A 24559-nucleotide genomic window follows, 5' to 3' on the forward strand; every position below is an offset into this window, starting at 1 on the left:
CCCCCCCCCCCCCCCCCCCCCCCCCCCCCCCCCCCCCCCCCCCCCCCCCCCCCCCCCCCCCCCCCCCCCCCCCCCCCCCCCCCGCCGCGCGCCCCCCCCCCCCCCCCCCCCCCCCCCCCCCCCACCGACCTCACGGGCCGCACGGTCCGCGAGGTGGTCCCCCGCGGCAAGCACATGCTCACCCGGTTCACCGACGGCTGGACGCTGCGCACCCACTACCGGATGGACGGCAGCTGGCACATCTACCGCAAGGGCGCGCGGTGGCGGGGCGGGCCGGCGTTCTCCATCCGCGCGATCCTCGCCACCGACCAGTGGGACTGCGTCGGCTACCGGCTGCACGACGTCACGATGGTCCGCACCACCGACGAGGACCAGGTCGTCGGCCACCTCGGCCCCGACGTGCTCGGGCCGGACTGGGACCTCGACGAGGCGCTGCGCCGGCTGCGGTCGCACCCCGACGAGCAGATCGGCGTCGCGATCCTCGACCAGCGCAACCTGTGCGGGCCGGGGAACCTCTACAAGGTCGAGGGGCTGTTCGTCTGCGGCGTGCACCCGTGGATGCGGGTGGCCGACGTCGAGGACCTGCCCGGGCTGGTCGACCGCACGCGCACCCTGATGCTGGCCAACCGGGACCGCCCCGAGCAGAGCACCACCGGGGACCTCCGCCGGGGCCGCGACCACTGGGTGTACGGACGCAAGGACAAGCCCTGCTACCGCTGCGGCACCCCGATCCTGCGCGGCGACCAGGGGCCGGACCTGCAGGAGCGGATCACCTACTGGTGCCCGACCTGCCAGGCCACCGACGCGCCCGTCGACCCGGCGGCCCGCACCGGCGAGCCCGGCCGCCCGCCGCCGCTGGCCAACGCCCACTAGGGACGCCGCGGGCCCGGCTCCCGGGGGAGCCGGGCCCGCGGCCGTCAGGACCTAGGCGTTCTCGGGACGCTGAGCGGTCTGCTCGGTCTTCTCGAACGACGGCGACGCCGTGCCCGGGCCGATCGCCCCCGCAGCACCGGTGCCGCCCTCGACGGCTGGCTGCCCGCCCATCGCCGCGCGGATCTGCTCCAGCCGGGAGGCGCCGGCGACGTCGAGGGTCGCCTTCTGCACCTCGAGCATGCGGCCCTCGACGGAGGTCTGCGCCAGCTCGGCCTGGCCGAGCGCGTTGGCGTAGCGGGCCTCGATCTTGTCGCGGACCTCGGCCAGGCTCGGGGTGTTCCCCGGCGCGGACAGCTCGTTGACCTGGCGCATCGAGGCGGCCACGTGCTCCTGCATCTTGGCCTGCTCGAGCTGGCTCATGAGCTTGGTGCGCTCGGCCAGCGTCGTCTGCAGCCGCATCCGGCTCTGCTCGACGGCGCCGCGCGCCTGCTCGGCGGCCTGCAGCGCCTCGTCGTGGCTGCGCTTGAGGTCCTCCATCGCCTGCTCGGCGGCGACCAGCTGGGTGGCGAACGCCTGCGCGGCCTGCTCGTACTCGGCGGCCTTGGGCGCGTCCCCCCGGCCGCGGGCCTGGTCGGCCAGCACCAGCGCCTGGCGGGCCGAGGCCTGCAGCTTCTCCACCTCGCCGAGCTGCCGGTTCAGCCGCATCTCCAGCTGCCGCTGGTTGCCGAGGACGGCGGCGGCCTGGTTGGCCAGCGCCTGGTGCCGCTGCTGCTCGGCCTCGATCGCCTGCTGGATCTGGATCTTCGGGTCCGCCCGCTGGTCGATCTGCGCGTTGGCCGACGCGGTCAGGTACCGCCAGAGCTTGACGATCGGGTTGGGCATGTTGGGCTCCTCCTGCTCCGGCGCGGTCCCGCGCCGCCTCCTGGCTCCCGCACCGCCGCGGTGCCACGGCGGTTCTCCCCGTCATCGTCCCAGCAGGAACGGTGTCCCGGCCAACAGGGACGTCCCCGGTCCGGCCGGCGTCCCCCGTCCGGGGATCCCCGGAGGAGCGGGCCCGGCCGGGTTAGGGTCGGCCGATGGACAGCGCCGTCCCCACCCTCACCGTCCTCGGCGAGCTCGTCGTCGACCTGCTGCCGGTCCCGGACGCCGACGCCGGTCCCGAGGGCACCGCGCCGCAGTACGTGGCGCGGCCGGGCGGCAACGCCCTCAACGTCGCCGTGGCCGCGGGGCGGCTGGGTGCCCCGGTGGCGCTGCTGGCCCGCCTGGGCACCGGCCCGCTGGCGCCTGCGCTGAGGCGGCACGCGGAGCTGTCCGGCGTCGACACCCGGGGCATGGTGGCCGCGACCGAGCCGGTGAGCCTCGCCGTCGTCGGGCTGGGCCCGGACGGGTCCGCCGACTACGGCTTCCACGTGCAGGGCGCCGCCGACTGGCAGTGGACCGACGAGGAGCTGGTCGCCGTCGTCCCCGAGACGACGGCGGTGCTGCACGTCGGCTCCATCTCCAGCTGGACGCCGCCCGGGTGCGACGCGATCGCCCGGCTGGCCGAGCGGCTGGCCGGCCGCGCGCTGGTCAGCGTCGACCCCAACCTGCGCCCGATGCTGGCCGGCGGCCCGGTCGGCGCGACGCTGGGCAACGACCCCGCCGCCGTCCGGGCCCGGCTCGACCGGCTGGTCGCCGTCGCCGACCTGGTCAAGGTCAGCGCCGAGGACCTCGGCTGGCTGGAGCCCGAGGCCGCCGGTGACCTCGACGCCGCCGCGCAGCGCTGGGCCGGCCGCGGGCCGGCGCTGGTGCTGCTCACCGACGGCGGGGCGCCGCTGCGGATCGCCCGCCCGGGCCGGCCGCTGCTGCACCGCGAGCCGCCGCGGGTGACCGTCGCCGACACCGTCGGCGCCGGCGACACCCTCGCCGCCGGGTTCTTCGCCGGGCTGCTGGCCGCCGGGGTCACCTCCCGCGCGGCGCTGGAGGCGCTGTCCGACGACGACCTGCTCCGCCTCGTCCACGACGCCGCGCTGGCCGCCGCGCTCACCTGCACGCGGGTCGGCGCCGACCCGCCCACCGCCGCGGAGCTGGCCGCCGCCCGCGGCTGACCCTCCCTAGGCCGGTGCCAGCCAGGCGGCGGTGTCCGGCGGCAGGTCGTCGCCGGCCGCGGCGCTGGTGAGCAGCACCCGCCCGAGCCCGGACAGCGGGACCCGCTCCGCGGACAGGTTGACCACGCAGCGCAGCGCCGTCCCGCGGTCGAAGGCCAGCACGCCGGCGCCGCGGTCCAGCCAGGTCAGCGGCTCCTCGGCCAGCAGCTCGCGGCGCAGCCGCAGGGCCGCCCGGTACAGCGAGAACGTCGACGTCGGGTCGTCCCGCTGCGCCTCGACGGTGAGGTCCCGCCACGACGCCGGCTGGGGCAGCCACGGAGCGACCCCCTCGGGCGCGAACCCGAACGGCGGCCGGTCCCCCGACCACGGCAGCGGCACGCGGCACCCGTCGCGGCCGCGCGCGGTGCGCCCGGACCGCTCCCAGGTGGGGTCCTGCAGCGCCTCCTCGGGCAGGTCCTCCACCTCGGGCAGGCCGAGCTCCTCCCCCTGGTACAGGTAGGCCCCACCGGGCAGGGCCAGCGTCAGCAGCGCCGCGGCGCGCGCCCGCCGCAGCCCGAGGGCGAGGTCGGCGGGCGCGGCGGCGTCGAAGCCCATGACGGCGGCGCCGCTGTGCGCCCGGCCGAAGCGGGTGACGTGCCGGGTCTCGTCGTGGCTGGACAGCACCCAGGTGGCCGGCGCGCCGACGGGGGCGAGCGCCGCGAGGGTGCCGTCGACCACCGCGCGCAGGGCCCCGGCGTCCCACGGCGCCCTGAGGTAGTCGAAGTTGAAGGTGGTGTGCAGCTCGTCCGGGCGCACGTAGCGGGCCAGCCGCTCGGGCCCGCGGACGACGGCCTCGGAGACGAACAGCCGGTCGCCGTCGTAGGTGTCGCCGATGCGCCGCCAGCGGCGGAAGACCTCGTGCACCGCGTCGACGTCCCAGTGCGGGTTGTCCACCCACTCGCTGCTGGCGAAGACCGCGCCGGGGCCGTGCCCGGCGTCGGGCAGGCCGGGCACCTTGGCCATCGCCGGCGCGGCGTCCACGCGGATCCCGTCGACCCCGCGGTCGAGCCAGAACCGCACGATCCCGTCGAACTCCTCCTGCACCTCCCGGGAGGTCCAGTCCAGGTCTGGCTGCTCGGGGGCGAACAGGTGCAGGTACCACTGCCCGGGCCGGCCGTCGGGCTCGCGCACCCGCGTCCAGGCCGGCCCGCCGAACGCGCTGATCCAGTCGTTGGGCGCCTCGGTGCCGCCCGCGCGGCCGTCCCGGAAGAAGTAGCGCGCCCGCTCCGGCGCCGCCGGGCCCCCTGCGAGGGCGGCCCGGAACCAGGGGTGCTCGGCCGAGGTGTGGTTGGCGACGAGGTCGACGACGACGCGCAGCCCGAGCGCGTGCGCCTCGGCGAGCAGCGCGTCGACGTCGGCCAGGGTGCCGAACCGCGGGTCGACGTCACGGTGGTCGACGACGTCGTAGCCGCCGTCGGCCATCGGTGACGGGTACCAGGGGGTGACCCACAGGGCGTCGACGCCGAGGTCGGCCAGGTACGGCAGCCGGCCGCGCAGTCCGGGGACGTCGCCCAGCCCGTCCCCGGTCGCGTCCGCGAAGCTGCGCATGTAGACCTCGTAGACCACCGCCGTCCGCCACCACGGGCGGCGGTGGTCCACGGGGAGGTTCCGGTCCTCCCTCAGGCGCTCGCCCGGTGGGCCCCGGACGACCCGGAGGACCCGGACGGCCCGGTGCTCCCGGAGATGACGCTGGAGCCGACGGTCTGCCCGCTGGCCTGCGCGTCCTGCACCTGCCCGACCCGGTCCTCCTCGGCCAGCTGGGTGAGCCGGGCGCCGGCCTCGGCGTCCCGGGTGAGGTTCTCACCCGTCTGCGGGTCGAAGACGTGGATCTTCCGGCTGTCGAGCCAGAACTCCGCGTCCCGGCCCTCGCGGATGCGGCTGGTCGCGTCGATCGACACGATCGCCTGGGTGCGCAGCTCCTCGGAGTCCAGCTCCCGCGACAGGTCGCGCAGCTGAGCGGTGATCGCCTCCGGTGCCTCGTAGGGGATGTAGGCGTACTGCGAGTCGCCCAGCCACTCGGTCACGTCGACGCGGGCGCGGAAGACCGACCCGTGCGGCCGCTTGGCCTCGTCGACCAGCGAGGCGTCCTCGAAGTACTCCGGCCGGATGCCGACCAGCAGCAGGTCGCGCCCGCGCACGGCGGCGACGCGCTTCTCGTCGAGCTCCACCTGCCCGAACGGCGTCTGCAGGGCGTTGCCCTCCAGCGTCGCCGGGAGGAAGTTCATCGGCGGGGAGCCGATGAAGCCCGCGACGAAGAGGTTGACCGGCTGCTCGTAGAGCTCCCGCGGCGAGGCGACCTGCTGGATCTTCCCCTTGCGCAGGACGCAGACCCGGTCCCCGAGGGTCATCGCCTCGGTCTGGTCGTGGGTGACGTAGACGGTCGTGATGCCGAGCCGGCGCTGCAGCCGGCTGATCTCGGTGCGCATCTGGCCGCGCAGCTTGGCGTCGAGGTTGGACAGCGGCTCGTCGAAGAGGAACGCCTCCGCCTGGCGCACGATGGCCCGGCCCATCGCGACGCGCTGCCGCTGACCACCGGAGAGGTTCGCCGGCTTGCGCTCGAGGTGCTCCTTCAGCTCGAGCACGTCGGCGGCCTCGTTCACCCGGCGCCGGACCTCGTCGTCCGGCGTCTTCGACAGCCGCAGCGGGAAGGCGATGTTCTCGAACACCGTCATGTGCGGGTACAGCGCGTAGTTCTGGAAGACCATCGACAGGTTGCGCTCGCGCGGCGCCAGCTCGTTGACGCGCTTGCCGCCGATGAGCATGTCGCCGCTGGTGATGTCCTCGAGCCCGACGATCATCCGCAGCAGCGTCGACTTCCCGCAGCCGGACGGGCCGACGAGGATCATGAACTCGCCGTCGGCGATGTCCAGGCTGACGTCGTTCACGGCCGGGTAGCCGTCCCCGTACTGCTTGACGATGTTCTTCATCTCGATGGAGGCCATCAGATCTCGTCCCCTCGATGGGTCGGCGGGATGGTGGGCACGGCCGGGTCAGCCCTTGACCGCGCCGTTGGTGAGACCGGCGACGATGCGCCGCTGGAACAGGAGCACGAGGACGACGACGGGGATGGTGACGATCACCGCCGCCGCGGCGATGGCACCGGTGGGGTCCTGGAACTGGGACGCGCCGGAGAACAGGCCGAGCGCGGCCGGGACGGGGCGGGCGGCGTTCGTCGAGGTGAGCGAGATGCCGTACGCGAAGTCGTTCCAGGCGATGAAGAAGGCGATGATCGCCGTGGTGAACACCCCGGGCGCGGCCAGCGGGACGATCACCTTGCGGAACGCCTGCCAGGTGGTCGCACCGTCGACCTGGGCCGCCTGCTCCATCTCCCAGGGGATCTCCCGGAAGAACGCCGACATGGTCCAGATGGAGATCGGCAGGGTCAGCGACAGGTAGGGGATGATCAGGCCCGGCCAGGTGTCGTACAGCCCGATCTGCCGCCACAGGTTGAACAGCGGCGTGACGATCGAGATGACCGGGAAGATCGCCACGGCCAGCGCGGTGCCGAGGATGAGCCTCTTGCCCGGGAAGTCCAGCCGGGCGATCGCGTACGCGGCGAACATCGAGAGGATGCACGAGATGAACGTCGCGATCAGGCAGATCCCGAAGCTGTTGCGCAGCGCCGGCAGGAACAGGTCACTCGCCGAGCCGGTGAGGATCGTCGAGTAGTTCTCCCACGTCCAGGCCGACGGCAGGAACGACTTGTTCGCGAGGTCCGCCGTCGTCTTGAACGACAGCGAGACGATCCAGGCGATCGGGAACAGGCAGTAGAGGACGATCAGGGCGCCGCCGATCCACCACCAGGTCTTCTCCTTGGTCGACATCAGCGCTCCCCTCGTGCCTGGGCCAGGTCGACCCGGAATCCCTTGATGAAGCTGAAGGCGATGAGCACCACCGACAGGAAGAGCAGCACGGAGACGGCCGAGCCGAGGCCGATCTCCACCCGGGAGATCGTCTGCCGGTAGGCGAGGAACGAGACCGACTCGGTGTTGTTCGCGCCGGCGGTCATGATGAAGATGCTGTCGAAGATCCGGAACGCGTCCAGGGTCCGGAACAGCAGCGCCACCATGATGGCGGCCTTCATGTTGGGGATGGTGACCCGCCACATGCGCTGCCACCAGGTGGCGCCGTCCACCTTGGCGGCCTCCTGCAGCACCTCCGGGACCTGGGCCAGGCCCGCCAGGAGCAGCAGCGAGATGAACGGCGTCGTCTTCCAGATCTCGGCCAGGCAGATGACGAACAGCGACGAGGCCTGGCCGCCGAACCAGTCGGTGGTGTCGCTGACGCCCGGCAGCCAGGCAAACCAGCTGTTGACGAAGCCGGTGTTGATCTTGAAGGCGAACTGCCAGGCGTAGGCCGACACGACCGTGATCACCGCGTAGGGGATCAGGATGGCAGCCCGGACCACCGGGCGGATCGAGCTGAGGGCCTTGGCCATCACCAGGGCCAGGGCGAAGCCGAGCACCAGCTCGACGGCCACCGTGACCACCGTGATGATCACGGTGACGAGGATGGCCTGCCACCACACGCCGTCGGTGAGGATCACCCAGTAGTTGCCGAGGCCGTCGAAGGACCGGTTCTCGGGGTCGGTCAGCCGGTAGTTGAACAGCGAGTAGTAGACCGCCTGGATGATCGGGTAGGCGGTCACCAACAGCATGACCACGAAGGCCGGGCCGGCCAGCATCCAGCCGAGCTTGCGCTCGGCCCGGGACCGGTCGCTGATCGTGCCGCGGGGCGCCGAGACCGGCTGGGTCTTCTCGACCGGCGGCAGCGTCGTCTGACTCATAGCAGCTGCTCCCCTGAGAGGATGGCCTGGGTCAGGGTCTCCGTTCGCTCACCGGTCTGGTCGTCGACCGAGCCCGGTGGGTGGTACTCGCGGAGGAAGGACCCCAGGACCTCGCTGTAGTAGGCCGTGAGCGGGCGGGACGCCGCCAGCTCCAGGGACTCGCGGATGGTGTCGGCCATCGGGTAGGCCTCCTGCACCTCGGGGTCGTCGTACACCGCGACCGACGACGCCGGGTTGCCGTTGGTCACCATGTACTCGGCCTGGTTCTCGTCCTGGACGATGCAGCTGACCGCCTCGTAGGCGAGGTCGGGGTACCGGCTGAACGCCGACACGGCGATGTCGATCCCGCCCAGGGGAGGCGCGCTCGGCGTCCCCTCGTCGACGGCGGGGTACAGCGCCCAGCCGTAGTCGTCGATCGCCGACTGGTCCAGCGTCCCGGCCTCGACCTTGCCGACGCCCTGGGCGTAGACGAACGGCCAGTTGACCATGAAGCCTGCGTCGTCGCTCTCGAACTCGCTCGCGTTGGTGTCCTCGTTGGACGTGGTGAAGCCGGGGCCGACCGCGGAGGAGTTGGCCACGGCGGCCATCACCTCGGCGGCGCGGTCGGCCTCGGGAGTGGCGAGACCGAACTGGATGCTCTCGGGGGTGTCCCCGCTCTCGACGATGTACTGGCCACCGGCGGACTCGAGGAGCGCGTTGAACCACACCATCAGGGACTCCGACCGCCGGCCCTGGGCGCTGAGGAGCTTGTCCTGGCCCTCCGCGGCCTCGATCAGCTGCTCCCAGGTGACCGGCTGGGTCATGTCGAGCCCCGCCGCCTCCGCCACGGACTTCCGGTACCAGAGGAGCTGGGTGTTGGACCAGAAGGGGATCGCGACGAGCTCGCCGTCCCACGTGGCGGAGTCCAGCGCGCCCTCGAACACCCCCTCGCTGACCTCCTGCGCGACGTCCTCCGGGACGGGGGCGAGGAAGCCCGCCTGGGCGAACTCCGGCGGGAAGACGACGTCGAGGCTCATGAGGTCGATCGACTGGTCCTCTGCCGCCAGCCGGCGGACCAGCTGCTCGCGCTGGGCGGGCGAGTCACGAGGGAGCTGGGACACCTCGATCGTGTAGGCCCCGTCCGACTCCTCGGAGCAGCGCTCGGCGATCGTCGCCTGGCCACCGGAGTCGGGGTTGATGTACCAGGTCAGGGTCGGGGTCCCGCCGTCTCCCCCGTCACCGCCGCAGGCGGCCAGCGTGGACGCCACCACTGCCGCGGTGGCCATGCTGCCCAGTGCGCGGCGTCGCCGCCTGCGCCCGCTCCGGTGTGGTCGACCGGCTCCGGTCTCCGGGATCCGTCCTGCGATGGACAAGACTCATCGCCTCCGTTTCGGCGAGCACCGACGATCACCGCGTGATCAGTACCGTGGCCCTGATCACAGGAGCGCGCAACCCGGCCGTTAACCGGCCGTGACCTGCGGCAGCGGCGGCGATCCGCCTCAGGTGCGCCGGGCGATGACCGACGGCGTGGTGATCTCCTCGGGGGTCCGGGAGAGCACGTTCTCGAGGTAGGACCGGAGGGCCTTCCTCGCCCCGACGTCGCGGCCGGCCTGCTCGGACAGGAACCACCGGTGCTCGAGCACCTCGTGGAACACCTCGGCCGGCGCCAGGCGCCCGGCCAGCTCCTTGGGGACCGCGTCGACGACCGGCTGGTACACCTCGGTCAGCCAGCGGGTGCTGGCCTCGGCCTGCGGCACCGGCCGGCCCGTCTTCTGCTCCAGGTAGGCGCGGTAGGAGCGCAGGTCGTTGAGCAGCCGGCGGGCCTGGTTCTCCTGCACCTCCAGGCCGGTCAGCCGGAACAGCTCCCGCCGGTGCTGGCCCGGGGAGGAGACCCGGGTCTCGACCCGGAGCCGGGCGCCCTCGTCGGAGGTGACGAGCTCGACCTCGCCGACGTCGAAGCCGAGGTCGTTGAGCCGCCGCAGCCGCTCGGCCACCCGGTAGCGCTGCTCGTCGGCGGAGAAGACCTCCTCGCGGGTGACCTCGTCCCACAGCAGCTCGTAGCGGCGGGGCAGGCTCTCGGCCACCTCGATGGGGTCCACGCCGTCGGGCAGGAGCTCGCCGAACTGCAGGTCCAGCAGCTCCGCGCCGACCCGCTCCCGTGCGAGGTCGAGGTCGTAGTGGCGCTGGCCGCGGGACAGCTGGGGGTGCCGCTCGGCGGTCTCGGCGTCGACCAGGTGCGCGGCCAGCGCCCCGGCGTCGAGGCGGAAGAGGGTGTTGGACAGCGAGCAGTCGCCCCAGAAGACGCCGGCCAGGTGCAGCCGCACCAGCAGCACCACCATGGTGTCCATGAGCTGGTCCACCGACTGCCGGGCGCTGGGCCGCGAGAACAGGTAGCGGTAGGACATCGAGTACTCGAGGTACCGGGTCACCAGGATCGCGTCCTGGCCACCGGGCCGGTCCACGCACACGCCGAGCACCGAGACCGCCGGCAGGCCCTCCTCCTCGAACTCGCCGAGCAGCGCGTACTCGTGCCGGGCCAGCGGCTCGGCGATCTCCTTGAGGGCGAAGACCTGGTCCTGCTCGGCGACGAAGCGGACGACGTGCCGGGAGATGCCGCGCTGCGGGACCTCGAGGAGCAGGTCCGGGTCCCACTCCTCCAGCGGCTGGTGCCACGGCAGCGCGAGCAGCCGGGCACCCTCGGTCCCCGGTGGCCGGAACAGGTACCGCACGGCGACCTCCGCAGGTTCCCGGAGCAGCCGACCGCCCGCCGGTGAGCGGTCCCCCCGGGATCACCCTGCCACGGCGGGGGGCGCGACGCCCGGCACCACGGCGGGGCGGCGCGCCCGCCGCGGTGGGCGGCTACGCGGCGAGCGAGACGGCGCGCAGCCCGGCGCGGGCCGGCTTCTCGGCGCCGACCAGCGCGAGCGCGGGCTCGGCGACGGGTGCGGCCTCGGGGGTGGGCGCCGACGCGGCGGCCGGCTCGGCCGCGGCCTCCTCGGCGGGGGCGGTGCCGGTGGGGGCCAGCGGGCGGACGCGGGTGTCGGAGCCCCGCAGGCCGGAGCTGACCTCGGCGAGCAGGTCGGCGAGCTCGACGTCGAGGGCGTCGCAGATGGAGGCGAGCAGCTCGGAGGAGGCCTCCTTCTGCCCGCGCTCGACCTCGGAGAGGTAGCCCAGGCTCACCCGGGCGGCACCGGAGACGTCGCGCAGCGTGCGCCGCTGCTGCAGCCGGTGACCGCGCAGGGTCCGCCCGAGCTGGGTGCGCAGCAGCGTCATGGCCGTCTCCTGTCTGGCAGAGGGAAGAGCGGCGGCACCCGCGGGTGCCGTGCGCCCACGGTACGCGGCCCGCCCGCTCGGGACGGAGCCGACGGGGACGCGTCCGCTCATGGCGTAACGCCGCAGGCCGGCACGCACTTCCCGGGCGGCCCCGGCCTCAGGCCGCGCTGTCGGTGACCGAGCCGGTGGGCCCGGCGGCGCGCCGCGCGGCGGCGGCGCGCATGGCGCGGGCGCTGGTGCGGCGCAGGGTCAGCGCCCGGTAGACGTAGTCGAGGCCGGTGACCAGCGTGAGCACGACCGCGGCCGCCATGACCCACCAGCGGGCGCTGGCCAGCACCCCGGTCAGCGGCAGGGTGTACAGCCCGATGGCCAGGGCCTGGACGACGGTCTTGGCCTTGCCGCCGCGGCTGGCGGCGATGACGCCGTGCCGGATGACCCAGAACCGCAGCAGGGTCACGCCGACCTCGCGGACGAGGATGGTCAGCGTCACCCACCAGGGCAGCAGCCCGAGCACCGAGAGCCCGACCAGCGCGGTCCCGGTGAGCGCCTTGTCGGCGATCGGGTCGGCGAGCTTGCCGAACTCGGTCACCTGGCCGGTGCGGCGCGCGATGAGCCCGTCGTAGCGGTCGGTGATGATCGCCAGCGCGAAGAACACCGTCGCCCACACGCGGCGGTCGTCGTCCATGCCGCCGTCGGACAGGAGCAGGACGGCGAACACCGGCACCAGGGCCAGCCGCAGGACGGTGAGCGCGTTCGGCAGGTTGACCAGCCTGGCCGACTGCGGCGGGGTCGCCGCGGGGTCCGGCAGGACGGCGCTCACCGCCCGCTCACCGCCCGGCCGGGAGGGAGGCGGGCTCGAGGGCGGCCGCGACCAGGTCGACGCCCTCGGTGCCGACCACCTCGGCCGCGAGCAGCTGCCCGGGCCGGGCGTCGGCGGGGACGCCGGTCACCGTGGTCGTGCCGTCGGCGTCGGGGTCCTGGTGGGCGGCGTGCCCGGCCCAGACGCCCGGGCCCTCCTCCGCCGACAGGTCCTCGGTGAGCAGCACCTCGACGCGCTCGCCGACGCGGTCCTCGGCGCGCTGGGCGGTGAGCTCCTCGACCAGGTCGGTGATCCGCCGGACGCGGGCGTCGATCTCGGCCCGGCCGAGCTTGCCCGGCAGGCCGATCGCCTCGGTGCCCTCCTCGTCGGAGTAGCCGAACACCCCGACGGCGTCGAGCCGGCCCTCGGTGAGGAAGCGCTCGAGCTCGGCGACGTCGTCCTCGGTCTCCCCCGGGAAGCCGAGGATGACGTTGGTGCGGAACCCGGCCGTGGGCGCCAGCGACCGGGCGCGCTCGATCAGCGCGAGGAAGTCGTCGGTGCCGCCGAACCGGCGCATCCGGCGCAGCAGGCCGGGCGAGGAGTGCTGGAACGACAGGTCGAAGTACGGCGCGACGCCGTCGGTCCCGGCGATGACCTCGAGCAGGCCGGGGCGCAGCTCGGCCGGCTGCAGGTAGGCCACCCGCACCCGGGCGATGCCCTCGACCGCGGCCAGCTGCGGCAGCAGCCGCTCCAGGGAGCGCAGGTCGCCGAGGTCCTTGCCGTAGGAGGTGGAGTTCTCGCTGACCAGCACCAGCTCGGTCACGCCCTGCTCGGCCAGCCAGCGGGCCTCGCCGAGGACCTCGGCCGGGGGCCGGGAGACGAACGAGCCGCGGAAGGCCGGGATGGCGCAGAAGGCGCACCGCCGGTCGCAGCCGGAGGCGAGCTTGAGCGCGGCGGAGGGACCGGAGGCCAGCCGGCGGCGCTGCACCCAGCCGTGGCCGGGGATGGCCGGCGCCTCGGCGGAGGCCGCCGCGGCGGTGCGGGCCACCGGGCTGATCGGCAGCAGCGTGCGGCGGTCGCGCGGCGAGTGCGGGACCAGCGGCCGGCCGGCGAGGACGTCGTCGAGCCGGTCACCGATCGCGGCGTAGTCGTCGAAGCCGAGCACGGTGGCCTCGGGCAGCGCCCCGGCCAGCTCGGAGCCGTAGCGCTCGGCCATGCACCCGACGGCGACCACCTCGGCGCCGCTGTCGGTGGCCGCGAGGATGGCGTCGACCGAGTCCTTCTTGGCCGACTCGATGAACCCGCAGGTGTTGACCAGGACGGCGTCGGCGCCCTCGGGGTCCTCGACCAGTCGGTAGCCGTCGGCGGCCAGGCGGCCGGCCAGCTCCTCGGAGTCGACCTCGTTGCGGGCGCAGCCGAGGGTCACCACCGCCACCGTGCGGGCGGGGCCGGTCGGAGCTGTCACCGGCCCATCGTAGGCGCCGGGCGCCACCCTCCCCCGTCGTGCGGGGGGAACGCCGCCCGCTCCCCCGCTCAGTCCTCTCCCGCGGGGAGGGTCCCGCCACGCAGCGTGAACAGGACCGACTCCAGCTCGTCGGGCTTGACCAGCACGTCGCGGGCCTTGGAGCCCTCCGACGGGCCGACGACGCCCCGGGTCTCCATGAGGTCCATGAGCCGGCCGGCCTTGGCGAAGCCGACCCGCAGCTTGCGCTGCAGCATCGACGTCGAGCCGAACTGGCTGGTGACCACGAGCTCGACGGCCTGGCAGAGCAGGTCCAGGTCCCCGCCGATGTCCTCGTCGATCTCCTTCTTCTCGCCCTGCGCGGCGCTGAAGACCTCCTCGCGGTACTCCGGCTCGGCCTGGCGCTTGGTGAACTCGACGACCGCCTCGATCTCGGCGTCGGACACGTAGGCGCCCTGCACGCGGATCGGCTTGCCGGCGCCGATCGGCAGGAACAGGGCGTCACCCATGCCGATCAGCTTCTCCGCGCCCGGCTGGTCGAGGATGACCCGGCTGTCGGTGAGGCTGGAGGTGGAGAACGCCAGCCGCGAGGGCACGTTGGCCTTGATCAGGCCGGTGACGACGTCGACCGAGGGCCGCTGGGTGGCGAGCAGGAGGTGGATGCCGGCCGCGCGCGCCTTCTGCGTGATGCGGACGATCGACTCCTCGACGTCGCGCGGGGCGACCATCATGAGGTCGGCGAGCTCGTCGACGATCGCGAGGATGTACGGGTAGGGCCGGTAGACGCGCTCGCTGCCCGGCGGCGCCACGATCTCGCCGCGCTCGACCTTGCGGTTGAAGTCGTCGATGTGCCGGACGCCGGACGCGCGCATGTCCTGGTAGCGCTGCTCCATCTCCTCGACCAGCCAGGCCAGCGCGGTGGCCGCCTTCTTCGGGTCGGTGATGATTGGCGTGATCAGGTGCGGGATGCCGTCGTAGGGCGTGAGCTCGACCATCTTCGGGTCGACCAGGATCATCCGCAGCTGGTCGGGCGTGGCACGCAGCAGCAGCGACACCAGCACCGAGTTGACGCAGCTGGACTTGCCGGAGCCGGTGGCGCCGGCGACGAGCAGGTGCGGCATCTTCGCGAGGTTGGCGCAGACGAAGCCGCCCTCGATGTCCTTGCCCAGGCCCACGAGCATCGGGTGCGGGTCCTGCTTGGCCACCGTGGACCGCATGACGTCGCCGAGGCTGACGGTCTCGCGGTCGGTGTTGGGCACCTCGACGCCGACCGCGGACTTGCCCGGGATCGGGGCGAGGATGCGGATGTTGTCGTTGGCGACCGCGTACGCGAGGTTCTTGGTCAGCGCGGTGATCTTCTCGACCTTGACCGCGGGACCGAGCTCGATCTCGTAGCGGGTGACCGTCGGGCCGCGGGTGAAGCTGGTGACCGCGGCGTCGACGTTGAACTGCTCGAGGACACCGGTGATCGCCTCGATGGCGGCGTCGTTGGCCTGCGAGCGGGCCCGCGGCGGCGTGCCCGGGCGCAGCGAGTTGATCGAGGGCAGCACGTAGTCGCCCTCGACCGGCTCGATGACCAGCTGCTGCGGCTCCTCGACCGGCGGGAGGTCCTCCGGCGGCGTCGTCCGGTCGACGACGGCCGGCCGCCGGGGCGCGGCGGGTGCCGGCTCGGGCGCGGGCTCGTGCCGGACGGCCTCCCGCACGTCCGCCGTGGGCACGTGGTCGATCGGGCCGGTGGCGGTGAGGTCGGGGGCGTCCTCGTCGAGGACCTCGGCCAGCGCGGCGCGCTTCGAGCGGCGCGGCTTGACCGGCGCCTCCGGCTCCTCCTCGGCCCAGTCCTCGTCGTAGCCGTCCTCGTCCCACTCCTCGTCGTCGCCCCGGCCGACGAGCTCGCGCAGCCGCTCGGGCACCTGGTGCAGCGGGGTCCCGGTGAGCACCAGGACCGCGAAGACGGCGAGCAGGGAGAGCAGCACGACGGCCACGACGGCACCGAGCCCCGCGGTCAGCGGCGTCCCGACGGCCCAGCCGACCAGGCCGCCTGAGCCGGGCTCCCCGCCCATCGGGTCGGCGGGGGTGCCGACGACGGAGGCGATGCCGAGCACCGCGAGCGTGGCGCACACCCAGCCGATGGCCAGCCGGCCGCGGGCCTCCGGGCGCGGCGCGCGGCGCAGCAGCCGCAGCGCGACGAGGAACAGCAGCGCGGGCAGGACGACGAGCAGGGAGCCGACGATCCAGCGGACGCCGGCGGCCAGGCCCGCGCCCACGGGGCCGATGCCGTCGAACCACGCGGCGGCGCCGAGCACGACAGCGAGCCCGAGGACGGCGAGGCCGGCGCCGTCGCGGCGGTGCTCGGGGGCCAGCGGCTCGGCCTCCTCCGGGCGGGCGATCGAGCGGGCCAGCCCGCCGGCGCCGCGGGCGACCAGGGACCAGGCACCCGCGGCGGCCCGGAAGGCGCCGGCGGCCGCGCCCGGCCCCTGCTTGGGGGCGGGCTTGCGGGCGGGCGGCTTGCGGTTGCCGTTGCGGGCGGGCGTGCGCGAGGCCGGCCGCTTGCCGGAGGCCGTCGACCCGGACCGGCCCTTCGGGGCCGAGCCGGCCGGCCGGCGCGAGGGCGTGGTGCGGGCAGGCATGTGTCGACGGTAGCCGCCGGCCGGCGTCCTCCCAGGAAGGCGCGTGATCGTGTCCCCGGCCTACGGTCGCTGCATGCCGACCTCCTCCCCCGTCCCGTACGGCAGCTGGCCCACCCCGATCACCTCGGCACTCGTCGTCCGAGCGGCCGCGCGCCTCGGTGAGGTCGCCGTCGACGGCGGCGACGTCTGGTGGTCCGAGTCACGCCCCGGTGAGGGCGGCCGGTCGGCGCTGGTGCGGCGCGCGGCCGACGGCACCACGACCGACGTCCTCCCCTCCCCCTGGAACGCCCGCACCCGGGTGCACGAGTACGGCGGGGCGGCGTGGGCGGTCGCCGGCGGCACGCTGTGGTTCACCCACTTCGACGACCAGCGGCTGTACCGGCTGTCCCCCGGCGACGAGGCACCCGTCGCCGTCACGCCCGAGCCGGAGCTGCCGGCCGGGGTGCGGTACGCCGACCTGACCCCGGACGCCGGCGGCGCGCTGCTCGCCGTCCGGGAGACGCACACCGCCTCCGGCGCCGCGGCCGACGTCGTCGACGAGGTGGTGCGGCTGGCGCCGGACGGCACCGCCGAGGTGCTGGTCAGCGGGCCGGACTTCGTCTCCGACCCCCGGCCCGGCCCCGACGGGCAGCTGGCCTGGCTGCAGTGGGACCACCCGGCCATGCCCTGGGACGCCGCGCAGCTGGTCGTCCGCGCCGCCGACGGCACCGAGACCGTGGTCGCGGGCGGTCCGGGCGAGTCGGCGGTGCAGCCCACCTGGGCCGACGACGGCACCCTCTGGTTCTGCTGCGACCGCACCGACGTGTGGTCGCTGTGGCGGTGGCGACCGGGCGGCGAGGCGGAGCTGGTCCTCGACACCGGCACCGAGATCGCCGGGCCGCAGTGGGTCTTCGGCGCCCGCCGGTTCGTCCTGCTGCCCGGCGGCCGGGTGGTCGCCGCGGCCGGCGGCGAGGGCGGGGACCGGCTGGTCGTGGTGGAGGCCGACGGCACCACGCGGCAGGTGGCGCTGCCCCGGTGGACCGCCCTGCGGTACCTCACCGCGCTCGGCGACGGCGTCGTCTGCGTGGCCGGCAGCCCGGCGAGCGAGCCCGTGGTGCTGCGCGCGGACCTCTCCGGGCGCAGCGACGTGCTGCGCCCGGCGCGCGACCTCGGGCTGGACCCGGCCTGGTTCTCCGCGCCGGAGCACCTGACCTTCCCGACCGAGGAGCGCGGCACCGGCATCGCCGAGGCGCACGCCGCGGTCTACCCGCCGGCGAACCCGGAGGCCACCGCGCCCGAGGGCGACCTGCCGCCGCTGCTCGTGATGGTGCACGGCGGCCCGACGTCGGCCCACCCGCGCGTGCTGGACCTGGAGATCCAGTACTTCACCTCGCGCGGGTTCTGCGTGGCGCACGTCGACTACCGGGGCTCGACCGGCTACGGCCGCCGCTACCGCGACGCGCTGCAGGGCCGGTGGGGCGTCGTCGACCTCGACGACGTCGTCGCCTGCGCCCGCTTCCTCGCCGACGCCGGCCGGGTGGACCCCGCCCGCACGGCCATCCGCGGCGGCTCGGCCGGCGGCTACACGACGCTGGCCGCGCTCACCCTGCGGCCCGGCGTCTTCACCGCCGGCGCCAGCCACTTCGGCGTGGCCGACCTCGGTGCCCTGGCCTCGGACACGCACAAGTTCGAGTCCCGCTACCTCGACGGGCTGGTCGCGCCGTGGCCGGAGGGCGCCGACGTCTACGCCGAGCGCTCGCCGATCACGCAGGTCGACGCGCTGGACACCCCGCTGGCGGTGTTCCAGGGCGCCGAGGACCGCGTCGTCCCGCCGGAGCAGGCCGAGGTGATGGTCGCGGCGCTGCGGGAGAAGGGCGTGCCGCACGCCTACCTGCTGTTCGACGGCGAGCAGCACGGCTTCCGGCGCGCGGAGAACATCCGCGCCGCCCTCGACGGCGAGCTGTCCTTCTACGCGCAGGTGTGGGGCTTCGACCTGCCGGCCGGCGAGGGGATCTCGCCGATCGAGGTGGTGCGCTAGCCGCTCAGACCTCGAGCACCGTCGGGATGATCATCGGGCGGCGGCGGTGGGTGTCGGACACCCACTTGCCGACCGTCCGGCGGATCGTCTGCGACAGCCGGTGGGCGTCGCGCTGACCGTCGGCGAGCTCCCGCTTGAGGTTGTCCTCGACCAGGTGCAGCACCTCGTCGAAGGCGCTCGGGTCGTCGGAGAAGCCGCGGGTGGACAGGTGCACCGGCCGGACGATCGTGCCCGTCGAGGGCTCGATCACCACGGTCAGCGCCACGAAGCCCTCGTCGCCGAGGATCCGCCGCTCCTGCAGCGACTCCTCGCCGACGTCGCCCACGTTGAGGCCGTCGACGTAGACGTTGCCCACGGGCACGGACCCGGTGATCGAGGCCTTGCCGTCGACCAGGTCCACCACCACGCCGTCCTCGGCGAGGAGGACCCGGTCGGCGGTCATGCCGGTCTCCTCGGCCAGCGCGGCGTGCGCCCGCAGGTGCCGCCACTCCCCGTGCACCGGCATCAGGTAGCGCGGCTTGGCGACGTTGAGCAGGGTGCGCAGCTCACCGGCCGGGGCGTGCCCGGAGACGTGCACGCGGGCGGTCTCCTTGTGCACGACGGTGGCGCCGAGCCGGGCCAGCCCGTTGATGACCTTGTAGACGGCGGTCTCGTTGCCGGGCACCAGCGAGGAGGCCAGCACGATCGTGTCGCCGGCCTCGATGGTCACCTGGTGGTGCTCGCCGCGGGCCATGCGCCCGAGCGCCGACAGCGGCTCGCCCTGCGAGCCGGTGCTGATCAGCACCACCTGCTCCGGCGGCATGCTCGTCGCCTCGTCCAGGCTCACCGTCAGCCCCGGCGCGACCCGCAGCAGTCCCAGGTCCCGGGCCACGCCCATGTTGCGGACCATCGAGCGACCGACCAGGGCGACCTTGCGGCCGTGCGTCTCCGCGGCGTCGAGCACCTGCTGGATGCGGTGCACGTGGCTGGCGAAGCTGGACACGATCAGCCGCTGGGTGGCGCGGCGGAAGACGTCCTCGAGCACCGGCCCGATCGACCGCTCGGGCGTGACGAACCCGGGGATCTCGGCGTTGGTCGAGTCGGCCAGCAGCAGGTCGATGCCCTCGAGGCCCAGCCGGGCGAAGGCGCCGAGGTCGGTGAGGACGCCGTCGAGCGGGAGCTGGTCCATCTTGAAGTCACCGGTGTGCACCAGCACGCCCGCGGGCGTGTGGACGGCGACGGCCAGCGCGTCGGGGATCGAGTGGTTGACCGCGATGAACTCGCAGTGGAACGGCCCGGCGACGTGGTCGTCGCCCGCTGCGACCTCGACCAGGGTCGGCACCAGCCGGTGCTCGCGCAGTTTGGCCGCCACCAGGGCGAGGGTGAACCGCGAGCCGACCAGCGGGATGTCCCCGCGCAGCCGCAGCAGGTAGGGGATCGCGCCGATGTGGTCCTCGTGCCCGTGGGTGAGGACGACGGCGACGACGTCGTCGAGGCGGTGCTCGATGACCCCGAAGTCGGGCAGGATCAGGTCGACGCCGGGCTGCTCGGCCTCGGGGAAGAGCACCCCGCAGTCGATGACCAGCAGCTTCCCGTCGAACTCGACCACGGCCATGTTGCGGCCGATCTCGCCGAGCCCGCCGAGCGCGATGACCCGCAGGCCGCCGGCGGGCAGCGGGGGCGGCGTCTTGAGGTCCAGGTGCGGCTGACCGGCGGTGCCGGCGGAGCTGATGGTCACGGGGCGGTGCTCGCAGGGCTCACAGGGGGATGCCTCCGTCGGCGAGGTCGGCGCGCAGCTGCGCGATCTGCTCGGGCGTGGCGTCGACGAGCGGGGGGCGCACGGGGCCGGCGGGCAGCCCCAGCTCGCGCAGCGCCGCCTTCACCATGATGACGCCCTGGGTGCGGAAGATGCCGGTGTACAGCGGCAGCAGGGTCTCGTTGACCTCGCGCGCCTTGGCCAGGTCGCCGGACTCGACCGCGGCGATCAGCTCAGCGAGGCGGGGGCCGGCCAGGTGGCCGACGACGCTGACCACGCCGACGGCGCCGAGGGCCAGCATCGGCAGGTTGACCATGTCCTCGCCGCAGTAGTAGGCGAGGTCGGTGCGGGCCAGCGTCCAGGCGAGCGCGCCGAAGTCGGACTTGGCGTCCTTCACCGCGACGATGCGCGGGTGCTCGGCGGCGCGGACCAGCGTCTCCACCTCGATCGGCACGACCGAGCGCGGCGGGATGTCGTAGAGCATCACCGGCAGGTCGGTGGAGTCGGCGACCGCGGTGAAGTGGCGCAGCAGCCCGGCCTGCGGCGGCTTGTTGTAGTACGGGGTGACGACGAGCAGGCCGTCGGCACCCAGCCGCTCGGCCCGGCGTGCGTTCTCGATGGTGTGCGCGGTGTCGTTGGTGCCGACGCCCGCGACCACGGAGGCGCGGTCGCCGACCGCGTCGATGACCGCCTCGAGGACGGCGTGCTGCTCCCCGTCGCTCAGCGTGGGGGCCTCCCCGGTGGTGCCGAGGACGACGAGGCCGTCGTGGGCCTGCCGGTCGACCAGGTGCGCGGCCAGTTCCTGGGCCCCGGCGAGGTCGATCGAGCCGTCCTCCGCGAGCGGGGTGACCATCGCCGTGATGACACGTCCGAACGGCCGGGCGGGGTCGGTGGTCATGCCGAGGAATCTACCGACCGGCCGCGGGCGTCCCGGTCCCGGCAGCGTCCCGCCGGAACTCGGAGACCGCGTACCGCAGCCCGGTCGTCGAGGTCTCCCACCCCGCGTCCGGCGTGCGGGACGCCCGGCGCCAGCCGTCGTCGAGGACGGGGGCGCGGGTGTCGCCGTCGACGGCGAGGTCGACGTCGGTCACGACCAGCCGGTGCGCGTGCGGGAGGAACGCCGAGTAGACGGCCGCGCCGCCGATCACCCAGCAGTCCGGGTGCGCGGCGAGCACGGAGGTGACCGAGCCGGCCCGCTCCGCGCCGTCGGCCGACCAGTCCGGGTCGGTGGTGAGGACGACGTTCACCCGGCCCGGCAGCGGCCGGTTGCGCGCGGGCAGCGACTCCCAGGTGCGCCGCCCCATGACGACGGTGCCGCCGCCGGTCAGGCGCCTGAACAGCCGCAGGTCCTCGGGCAGGTGCCAGGGCAGGGCGCCGCCGGCACCGATGACCCGGTCGTGCGCCTGCGCCCAGATGCAGGCTATGCCCATCGGCGCCGAGTCCTGCGCACGGTCACACGGCCACGGCGGCGCGGATGGCCGGGTGCGGGTCGTAGCCGTGCAGGGTGAACGACTCGAGGGTGTGGTCGAACAGAGACGGCGCCGGGGCGATCTCCAGCGTCGGGAACGGCCGGACCTCGCGGGAGAGCTGCTCGCGCACCTGCTCGACGTGGTTGCTGTAGACGTGGCAGTCGCCGCCGACCCAGATGAACTCGCCCGGCTCCAGCCCGACCTGCGCGGCGACCATGCGGGTCAGCAGCGCGTAGCTGGCGATGTTGAACGGGACGCCGAGGAACATGTCGGCGCTGCGCTGGTAGAGCTGGCAGGACAGCCGGCCGTCGTGGACGGCGAACTGGAACAGCGCGTGGCAGGGGGCCAGCGCCATCTCCGGCAGCGCGGCGACGTTCCACGCCGACACGACCATGCGCCGGGAGTCGGGGTCCTTGCGCAGCGTGTCGAGGACGCCCTGGATCTGGTCGACCGTGCCGCCGTCGGGGGTGGGCCAGGAGCGCCACTGGACGCCGTAGACCGGCCCGAGGTCGCCGTTCGCGTCGGCCCACTCGTCCCAGATGGTGACGCCGTGCTCCTGCAGCCAGCGGACGTTGCCGTCGCCGCGCAGGAACCACAGCAGCTCGACCGCCACGGACCGGAAGTGCACCTTCTTCGTCGTGACGAGCGGGAACGCGGTCGACAGGTCGTAGCGCAGCCGCTCGCCGAAGGTGCTGACCGTGCCGGTCCCGGTCCGGTCGGACTTCGGCGTGCCGGTCTCGAGGATCCGCCGCAGGAGGTCCTCGTACTGCGTGTCCACCGGTCCGTTGCTCACCACGGGCGTCGAGCCTAGGCGACCACGGGGCGCGGAGCGGGCAGCGCGGCGGTGAGGTCGGCCGCCAGGTCCCCGCGGTCGGCCACGGCGACGTCGTCGAGCTCCAGCCAGTCCGCCATCAGCCGCAGCTCCTCGGCCAGCGCGGCGGCGACCTCGGCGCGGTCGACGCCGTCCTCGGCGTGGGTGGCCTGCGCCCGGAGCACGCCGGCCTGGCGGTCGGCCTTGAGGTCGACCCGCGCCACCAGGCGGTCGCCGAGCAGGAACGGGAGCACGTAGTACCCGTGCACCCGCTGCGCGGCGGGCGTGTAGATCTCCAGCCGGTAGCGGAAGCCGAAGATGCGCTCGACCCGCGGCCGCTCCCACACCAGCGAGTCGAACGGGGACAGCAGCGCACGGGCGCGGATCCACCGGGGCCGGCGGGCGGCCGGGTCCAGCCAGGCGGGCGCGCCCCACCCGGCCACCTCGACCGGCAGCAGCTCCCCCGCGTCGGCGAGCTCGGCGATCGCCTGCCGCGCCTGCGCGGGCCGCAGCCGGAAGTAGTCGCGCAGGTCCCGCTCGGTGGCCACGCCGAGCGCGCGGGCGGCGGTGCGCACGAGCTCGCGGACGGCGTCGGCGGGGTCCGGCGTCGGGGTCCGCAGGACGGCGGCGGGCAGGACCCGCTCGGTGAGGTCGTAGACCCGCTCGAACGACGTCGTCCGCGCCCGCGCGGTGAGCACGCCGGTGTAGAAGAGCCACTCGAGGGCGACCTTGCCGGCGTGCCAGTTCCACATCTGCCCCGGCCGGTCCGGGCGGGGCTCGGCGAGGTCGCTGGCCTTGGTGGGGCCGCCCTCCCGCACCCGGTCGAGCACCTCGGCCACGTAGCCCGGCCGCTCGCGCTGGATGCGCACCATCGAGCCCCAGGCGTGCTCCTCGGCGGCCGCCATGCGCCAGCGCAGGTACGGGTGCAGCCGCACCGGGAGGAAGGACGCCTCGTGCGCCCAGAACTCGAACAGCTCGTGCCGGCGGGCGGTGAAGTCGTCGAGGACCGCCCGGCGGTAGGCGCCGAGCCGGCTGAACGCCGGCAGGTAGTGCGACCGGGACAGCACGTTGACCGAGTCGATCTGCACGACGCCGAGCCGGTCGACCATCCGCCGCAGCTGCCGGCTGTCGACCACCCCGGTGGGACGCGGGTCGGCGAAGCCCTGCGCGGCCAGGGCGATGCGCCGGGCGAGGGCAGCGGGCAGCCGGTCGGCGACGGGGGCGGGCACGCCGCCGATCCTGCCGTGCACCGGTGACGGTCCGCCTCCGCGCTCCCCGACCTAGGCTGCCCGGCGTGGACCCCCGCCCGGCCTTCCCGCGCCTGACCGGCACCGCGGACGTGTCCGTGCGCCCCGCCGTCGCCGCGGACGCCGCCGAGGTGGCACGCGTGCAGGGCGACACCTGGCGCACCGCCTACCGCGACGTCCTGCCGCCGGCCGCGCTCGAGGGCTGGGACGCCGCGGCCGCCGAGGCCGCCTGGCGCGCGGCGATCACCGCTCCGCCCACCGCCGCGCACGGGGTGCTGGTCGCCCTGGACGACGGCCGGGTGGTCGGCTTCGCCGCGTTCGGTCCCGCCGAGCTGGCCGACGGCGAGCAGCCGCACCCGGCCGGCCCGACGACCGAGCTCGCGGTCCTCCTGGTGGAGCCGCGGTGGGGACGGCGGGGGCACGGCAGCCGGCTGCTCGCGGCGGTGGCCGACCTGGCCGCCGGCACCGGTGCGGCACGGCTGACCGCCTGGGTGCCCGAGGCCGACCGGGTCACGGCCGGTTTCCTCGAGTCGGCCGGATGGGACCGGGACGGCTGGGCACGCACCCTCGACGCCGCCGGGGTCCCGCTGCGCGAGGTCCGCTGGCACACCCTGCTGGGAGGAGACGCATGACGTTCCAGGGCTTCCCCGACGAGGGCCTGGTGTTCTACGAGGGCCTGGAGGCGGACAACTCGAAGACCTACTGGACGCGGCACCGCGCCGTGTACGACACCTGCGTCCGGGGGCCCATGCAGGCCCTCGTCGACGAGCTGGCCGCGGAGTTCGGCCCGGCGAAGCTCTTCCGCCCCTATCGGGACGTCCGCTTCAGCAACGACAAGACGCCGTACAAGACACACCAGGGGGCCGTCGCCAACCCGGAGGGCCGGGGCGCGGGTGCCTGGTACGTCGAGATCTCCGCCGCGGGCCTGCGCGTCGCGGGCGGCGCCTGGCGACTGGAGTCCGACCAGGTCGAGCGCTACCGCCGGGCCGTCGCCGACGACGTCCAGGGCCCGCGTCTGCGGGACGAGGTGGGCCGCCTGGCCGCGGCCGGCTGGTCCGTCGACGGCGACCGCCTCACCCGGGTGCCCAAGGGCTACGACCTGGACGACGACGCCCGCGCGGACCTGCTGCGGCACCGGTCCCTGCACGCCGGCCGGCTCTTCGACTTCGCCGAGTGGCTGCACGGGCGCGAGGCGCTCGAGCAGGTCCGCACCGCCTGGCGGGACCTCGTCGCGCTCAACGCCTGGCTGGCGGACAACGTCGGCGCGACGACGAAGGAGATCCGTCGGCGCTGAACGAACACCTGTTGCCGTTCTGACGGAGTGCAGAAGGGCCCCGCCACCGGATGGTGGCGGG

The 24559-nt window shown here is 74.4% G+C and carries 21 protein-coding genes; 5 read left to right on the top strand and 16 right to left on the bottom strand.

What is annotated here, in order from left to right:
* Positions 1-873: DNA-formamidopyrimidine glycosylase family protein (locus ACI79B_RS22585; RefSeq protein ID WP_457000250.1), on the top strand; the 873-nt coding region annotated here is incomplete at its 5' end.
* Between the two features lie 51 nt (positions 874-924).
* Here the strand turns inward: ACI79B_RS22585 and ACI79B_RS22590 are convergent.
* Positions 925-1755, bottom strand: coding sequence for a PspA/IM30 family protein (locus ACI79B_RS22590; RefSeq protein WP_456930317.1), 831 nt, complete (start codon positions 1753-1755; stop codon positions 925-927).
* Positions 1756-1949: 194 nt separating this feature from the next.
* Here ACI79B_RS22590 and ACI79B_RS22595 point away from each other — a divergent pair, with 194 nt between their 5' ends.
* Positions 1950-2960, top strand: a complete 1011-nt coding sequence (locus ACI79B_RS22595) for a PfkB family carbohydrate kinase (RefSeq protein ID WP_456930318.1) — start codon at positions 1950-1952, stop codon at positions 2958-2960.
* Positions 2961-2966: 6 nt separating this feature from the next.
* Here the strand turns inward: ACI79B_RS22595 and ACI79B_RS22600 are convergent, their stop codons facing one another.
* The 10 genes from ACI79B_RS22600 to ACI79B_RS22645 all read right to left on the bottom strand — a co-directional run bounded on the left by ACI79B_RS22600 (position 2967) and on the right by ACI79B_RS22645 (position 15925).
* The gene (locus tag ACI79B_RS22600; protein WP_456930319.1) at positions 2967-4598 is read right to left on the bottom strand and encodes a glycoside hydrolase family 13 protein; all 1632 of its coding nucleotides are present in this window, start codon (positions 4596-4598) and stop codon (positions 2967-2969) included.
* Between the two features lie 20 nt (positions 4599-4618).
* The gene (locus ACI79B_RS22605) at positions 4619-5941 is read right to left on the bottom strand and encodes an ABC transporter ATP-binding protein (RefSeq protein ID WP_456930320.1); all 1323 of its coding nucleotides are present in this window, start codon (positions 5939-5941) and stop codon (positions 4619-4621) included.
* A 48-nt stretch (positions 5942-5989) separates the two neighbouring features.
* Positions 5990-6823 (bottom strand): carbohydrate ABC transporter permease, encoded by an 834-nt coding sequence (locus ACI79B_RS22610; protein ID WP_456930321.1) that lies wholly within the window; start codon positions 6821-6823, stop codon positions 5990-5992.
* Positions 6823-7785 carry a carbohydrate ABC transporter permease gene (locus ACI79B_RS22615; RefSeq protein ID WP_456930322.1) on the bottom strand — a complete coding sequence of 321 codons (963 nt, stop codon included), beginning with the start codon at positions 7783-7785 and terminating at the stop codon, positions 6823-6825. Before ACI79B_RS22615 ends, ACI79B_RS22610 begins: the two co-directional genes overlap by 1 nt.
* Positions 7782-9050, bottom strand: a complete 1269-nt coding sequence (locus ACI79B_RS22620) for an extracellular solute-binding protein (protein WP_456930323.1) — start codon at positions 9048-9050, stop codon at positions 7782-7784. The genes ACI79B_RS22615 and ACI79B_RS22620 overlap by 4 nt, the downstream gene beginning before the upstream one ends.
* A 213-nt stretch (positions 9051-9263) precedes the next feature.
* Positions 9264-10493, bottom strand: a complete 1230-nt coding sequence (locus tag ACI79B_RS22625; RefSeq protein ID WP_456930324.1) for a DUF4032 domain-containing protein — start codon at positions 10491-10493, stop codon at positions 9264-9266.
* A gap of 130 nt (positions 10494-10623) precedes the next feature.
* Positions 10624-11037: a helix-turn-helix domain-containing protein gene (locus ACI79B_RS22630; protein WP_456930325.1), complete on the bottom strand. Its 414-nt coding sequence runs from the start codon at positions 11035-11037 to the stop codon at positions 10624-10626.
* A 157-nt stretch (positions 11038-11194) separates the two neighbouring features.
* On the bottom strand, positions 11195-11857 hold the full coding sequence (gene pgsA / locus ACI79B_RS22635; RefSeq protein ID WP_456930326.1) for a CDP-diacylglycerol--glycerol-3-phosphate 3-phosphatidyltransferase: 663 nt from the start codon (positions 11855-11857) through the stop codon (positions 11195-11197).
* Positions 11858-11864: 7 nt separating this feature from the next.
* On the bottom strand, positions 11865-13301 hold the full coding sequence (rimO, locus tag ACI79B_RS22640; protein ID WP_456930327.1) for a 30S ribosomal protein S12 methylthiotransferase RimO: 1437 nt from the start codon (positions 13299-13301) through the stop codon (positions 11865-11867).
* A gap of 68 nt (positions 13302-13369) precedes the next feature.
* Complete coding sequence (locus tag ACI79B_RS22645) at positions 13370-15925, bottom strand: DNA translocase FtsK (RefSeq protein ID WP_456930328.1); 2556 nt, start codon at positions 15923-15925, stop codon at positions 13370-13372.
* A 73-nt stretch (positions 15926-15998) separates the two neighbouring features.
* Here ACI79B_RS22645 and ACI79B_RS22650 point away from each other — a divergent pair, with 73 nt between their 5' ends.
* Positions 15999-17942 carry a dipeptidyl-peptidase 5 gene (locus ACI79B_RS22650; RefSeq protein ID WP_456930329.1) on the top strand — a complete coding sequence of 648 codons (1944 nt, stop codon included), beginning with the start codon at positions 15999-16001 and terminating at the stop codon, positions 17940-17942.
* Between the two features lie 4 nt (positions 17943-17946).
* On the opposite strand, the gene ACI79B_RS22655 is transcribed toward ACI79B_RS22650, so the two are convergent.
* The 5 genes from ACI79B_RS22655 to ACI79B_RS22675 are packed head-to-tail and all read right to left on the bottom strand — an operon-like array spanning position 17947 to position 23186.
* Positions 17947-19659 carry a ribonuclease J gene (locus ACI79B_RS22655; protein ID WP_456930330.1) on the bottom strand — a complete coding sequence of 571 codons (1713 nt, stop codon included), beginning with the start codon at positions 19657-19659 and terminating at the stop codon, positions 17947-17949.
* Between the two features lie 19 nt (positions 19660-19678).
* Complete coding sequence (gene dapA / locus ACI79B_RS22660; protein WP_456930331.1) at positions 19679-20575, bottom strand: 4-hydroxy-tetrahydrodipicolinate synthase; 897 nt, start codon at positions 20573-20575, stop codon at positions 19679-19681.
* 10 nt (positions 20576-20585) lie between these two features.
* A complete protein-coding gene (locus ACI79B_RS22665; protein ID WP_456930332.1) occupies positions 20586-21107 on the bottom strand; it encodes a dihydrofolate reductase in 522 nt (173 codons plus the stop codon).
* A gap of 22 nt (positions 21108-21129) precedes the next feature.
* Positions 21130-21942, bottom strand: a complete 813-nt coding sequence (locus ACI79B_RS22670) for a thymidylate synthase (protein WP_456930333.1) — start codon at positions 21940-21942, stop codon at positions 21130-21132.
* Between the two features lie 11 nt (positions 21943-21953).
* Positions 21954-23186 (bottom strand): winged helix-turn-helix domain-containing protein, encoded by a 1233-nt coding sequence (locus tag ACI79B_RS22675; RefSeq protein WP_456930334.1) that lies wholly within the window; start codon positions 23184-23186, stop codon positions 21954-21956.
* A 65-nt stretch (positions 23187-23251) separates the two neighbouring features.
* Here ACI79B_RS22675 and ACI79B_RS22680 point away from each other — a divergent pair, with 65 nt between their 5' ends.
* On the top strand, positions 23252-23836 hold the full coding sequence (locus tag ACI79B_RS22680; protein ID WP_456930335.1) for an N-acetyltransferase family protein: 585 nt from the start codon (positions 23252-23254) through the stop codon (positions 23834-23836).
* Positions 23833-24498 (top strand): DUF2461 domain-containing protein, encoded by a 666-nt coding sequence (locus tag ACI79B_RS22685; protein WP_456930336.1) that lies wholly within the window; start codon positions 23833-23835, stop codon positions 24496-24498. The genes ACI79B_RS22680 and ACI79B_RS22685 overlap by 4 nt, the downstream gene beginning before the upstream one ends.
* Positions 24499-24559: the final 61 nt, after the last annotated feature.

The sequence above is a fragment of the Geodermatophilus sp. SYSU D00879 genome (genome assembly GCF_054050375.1).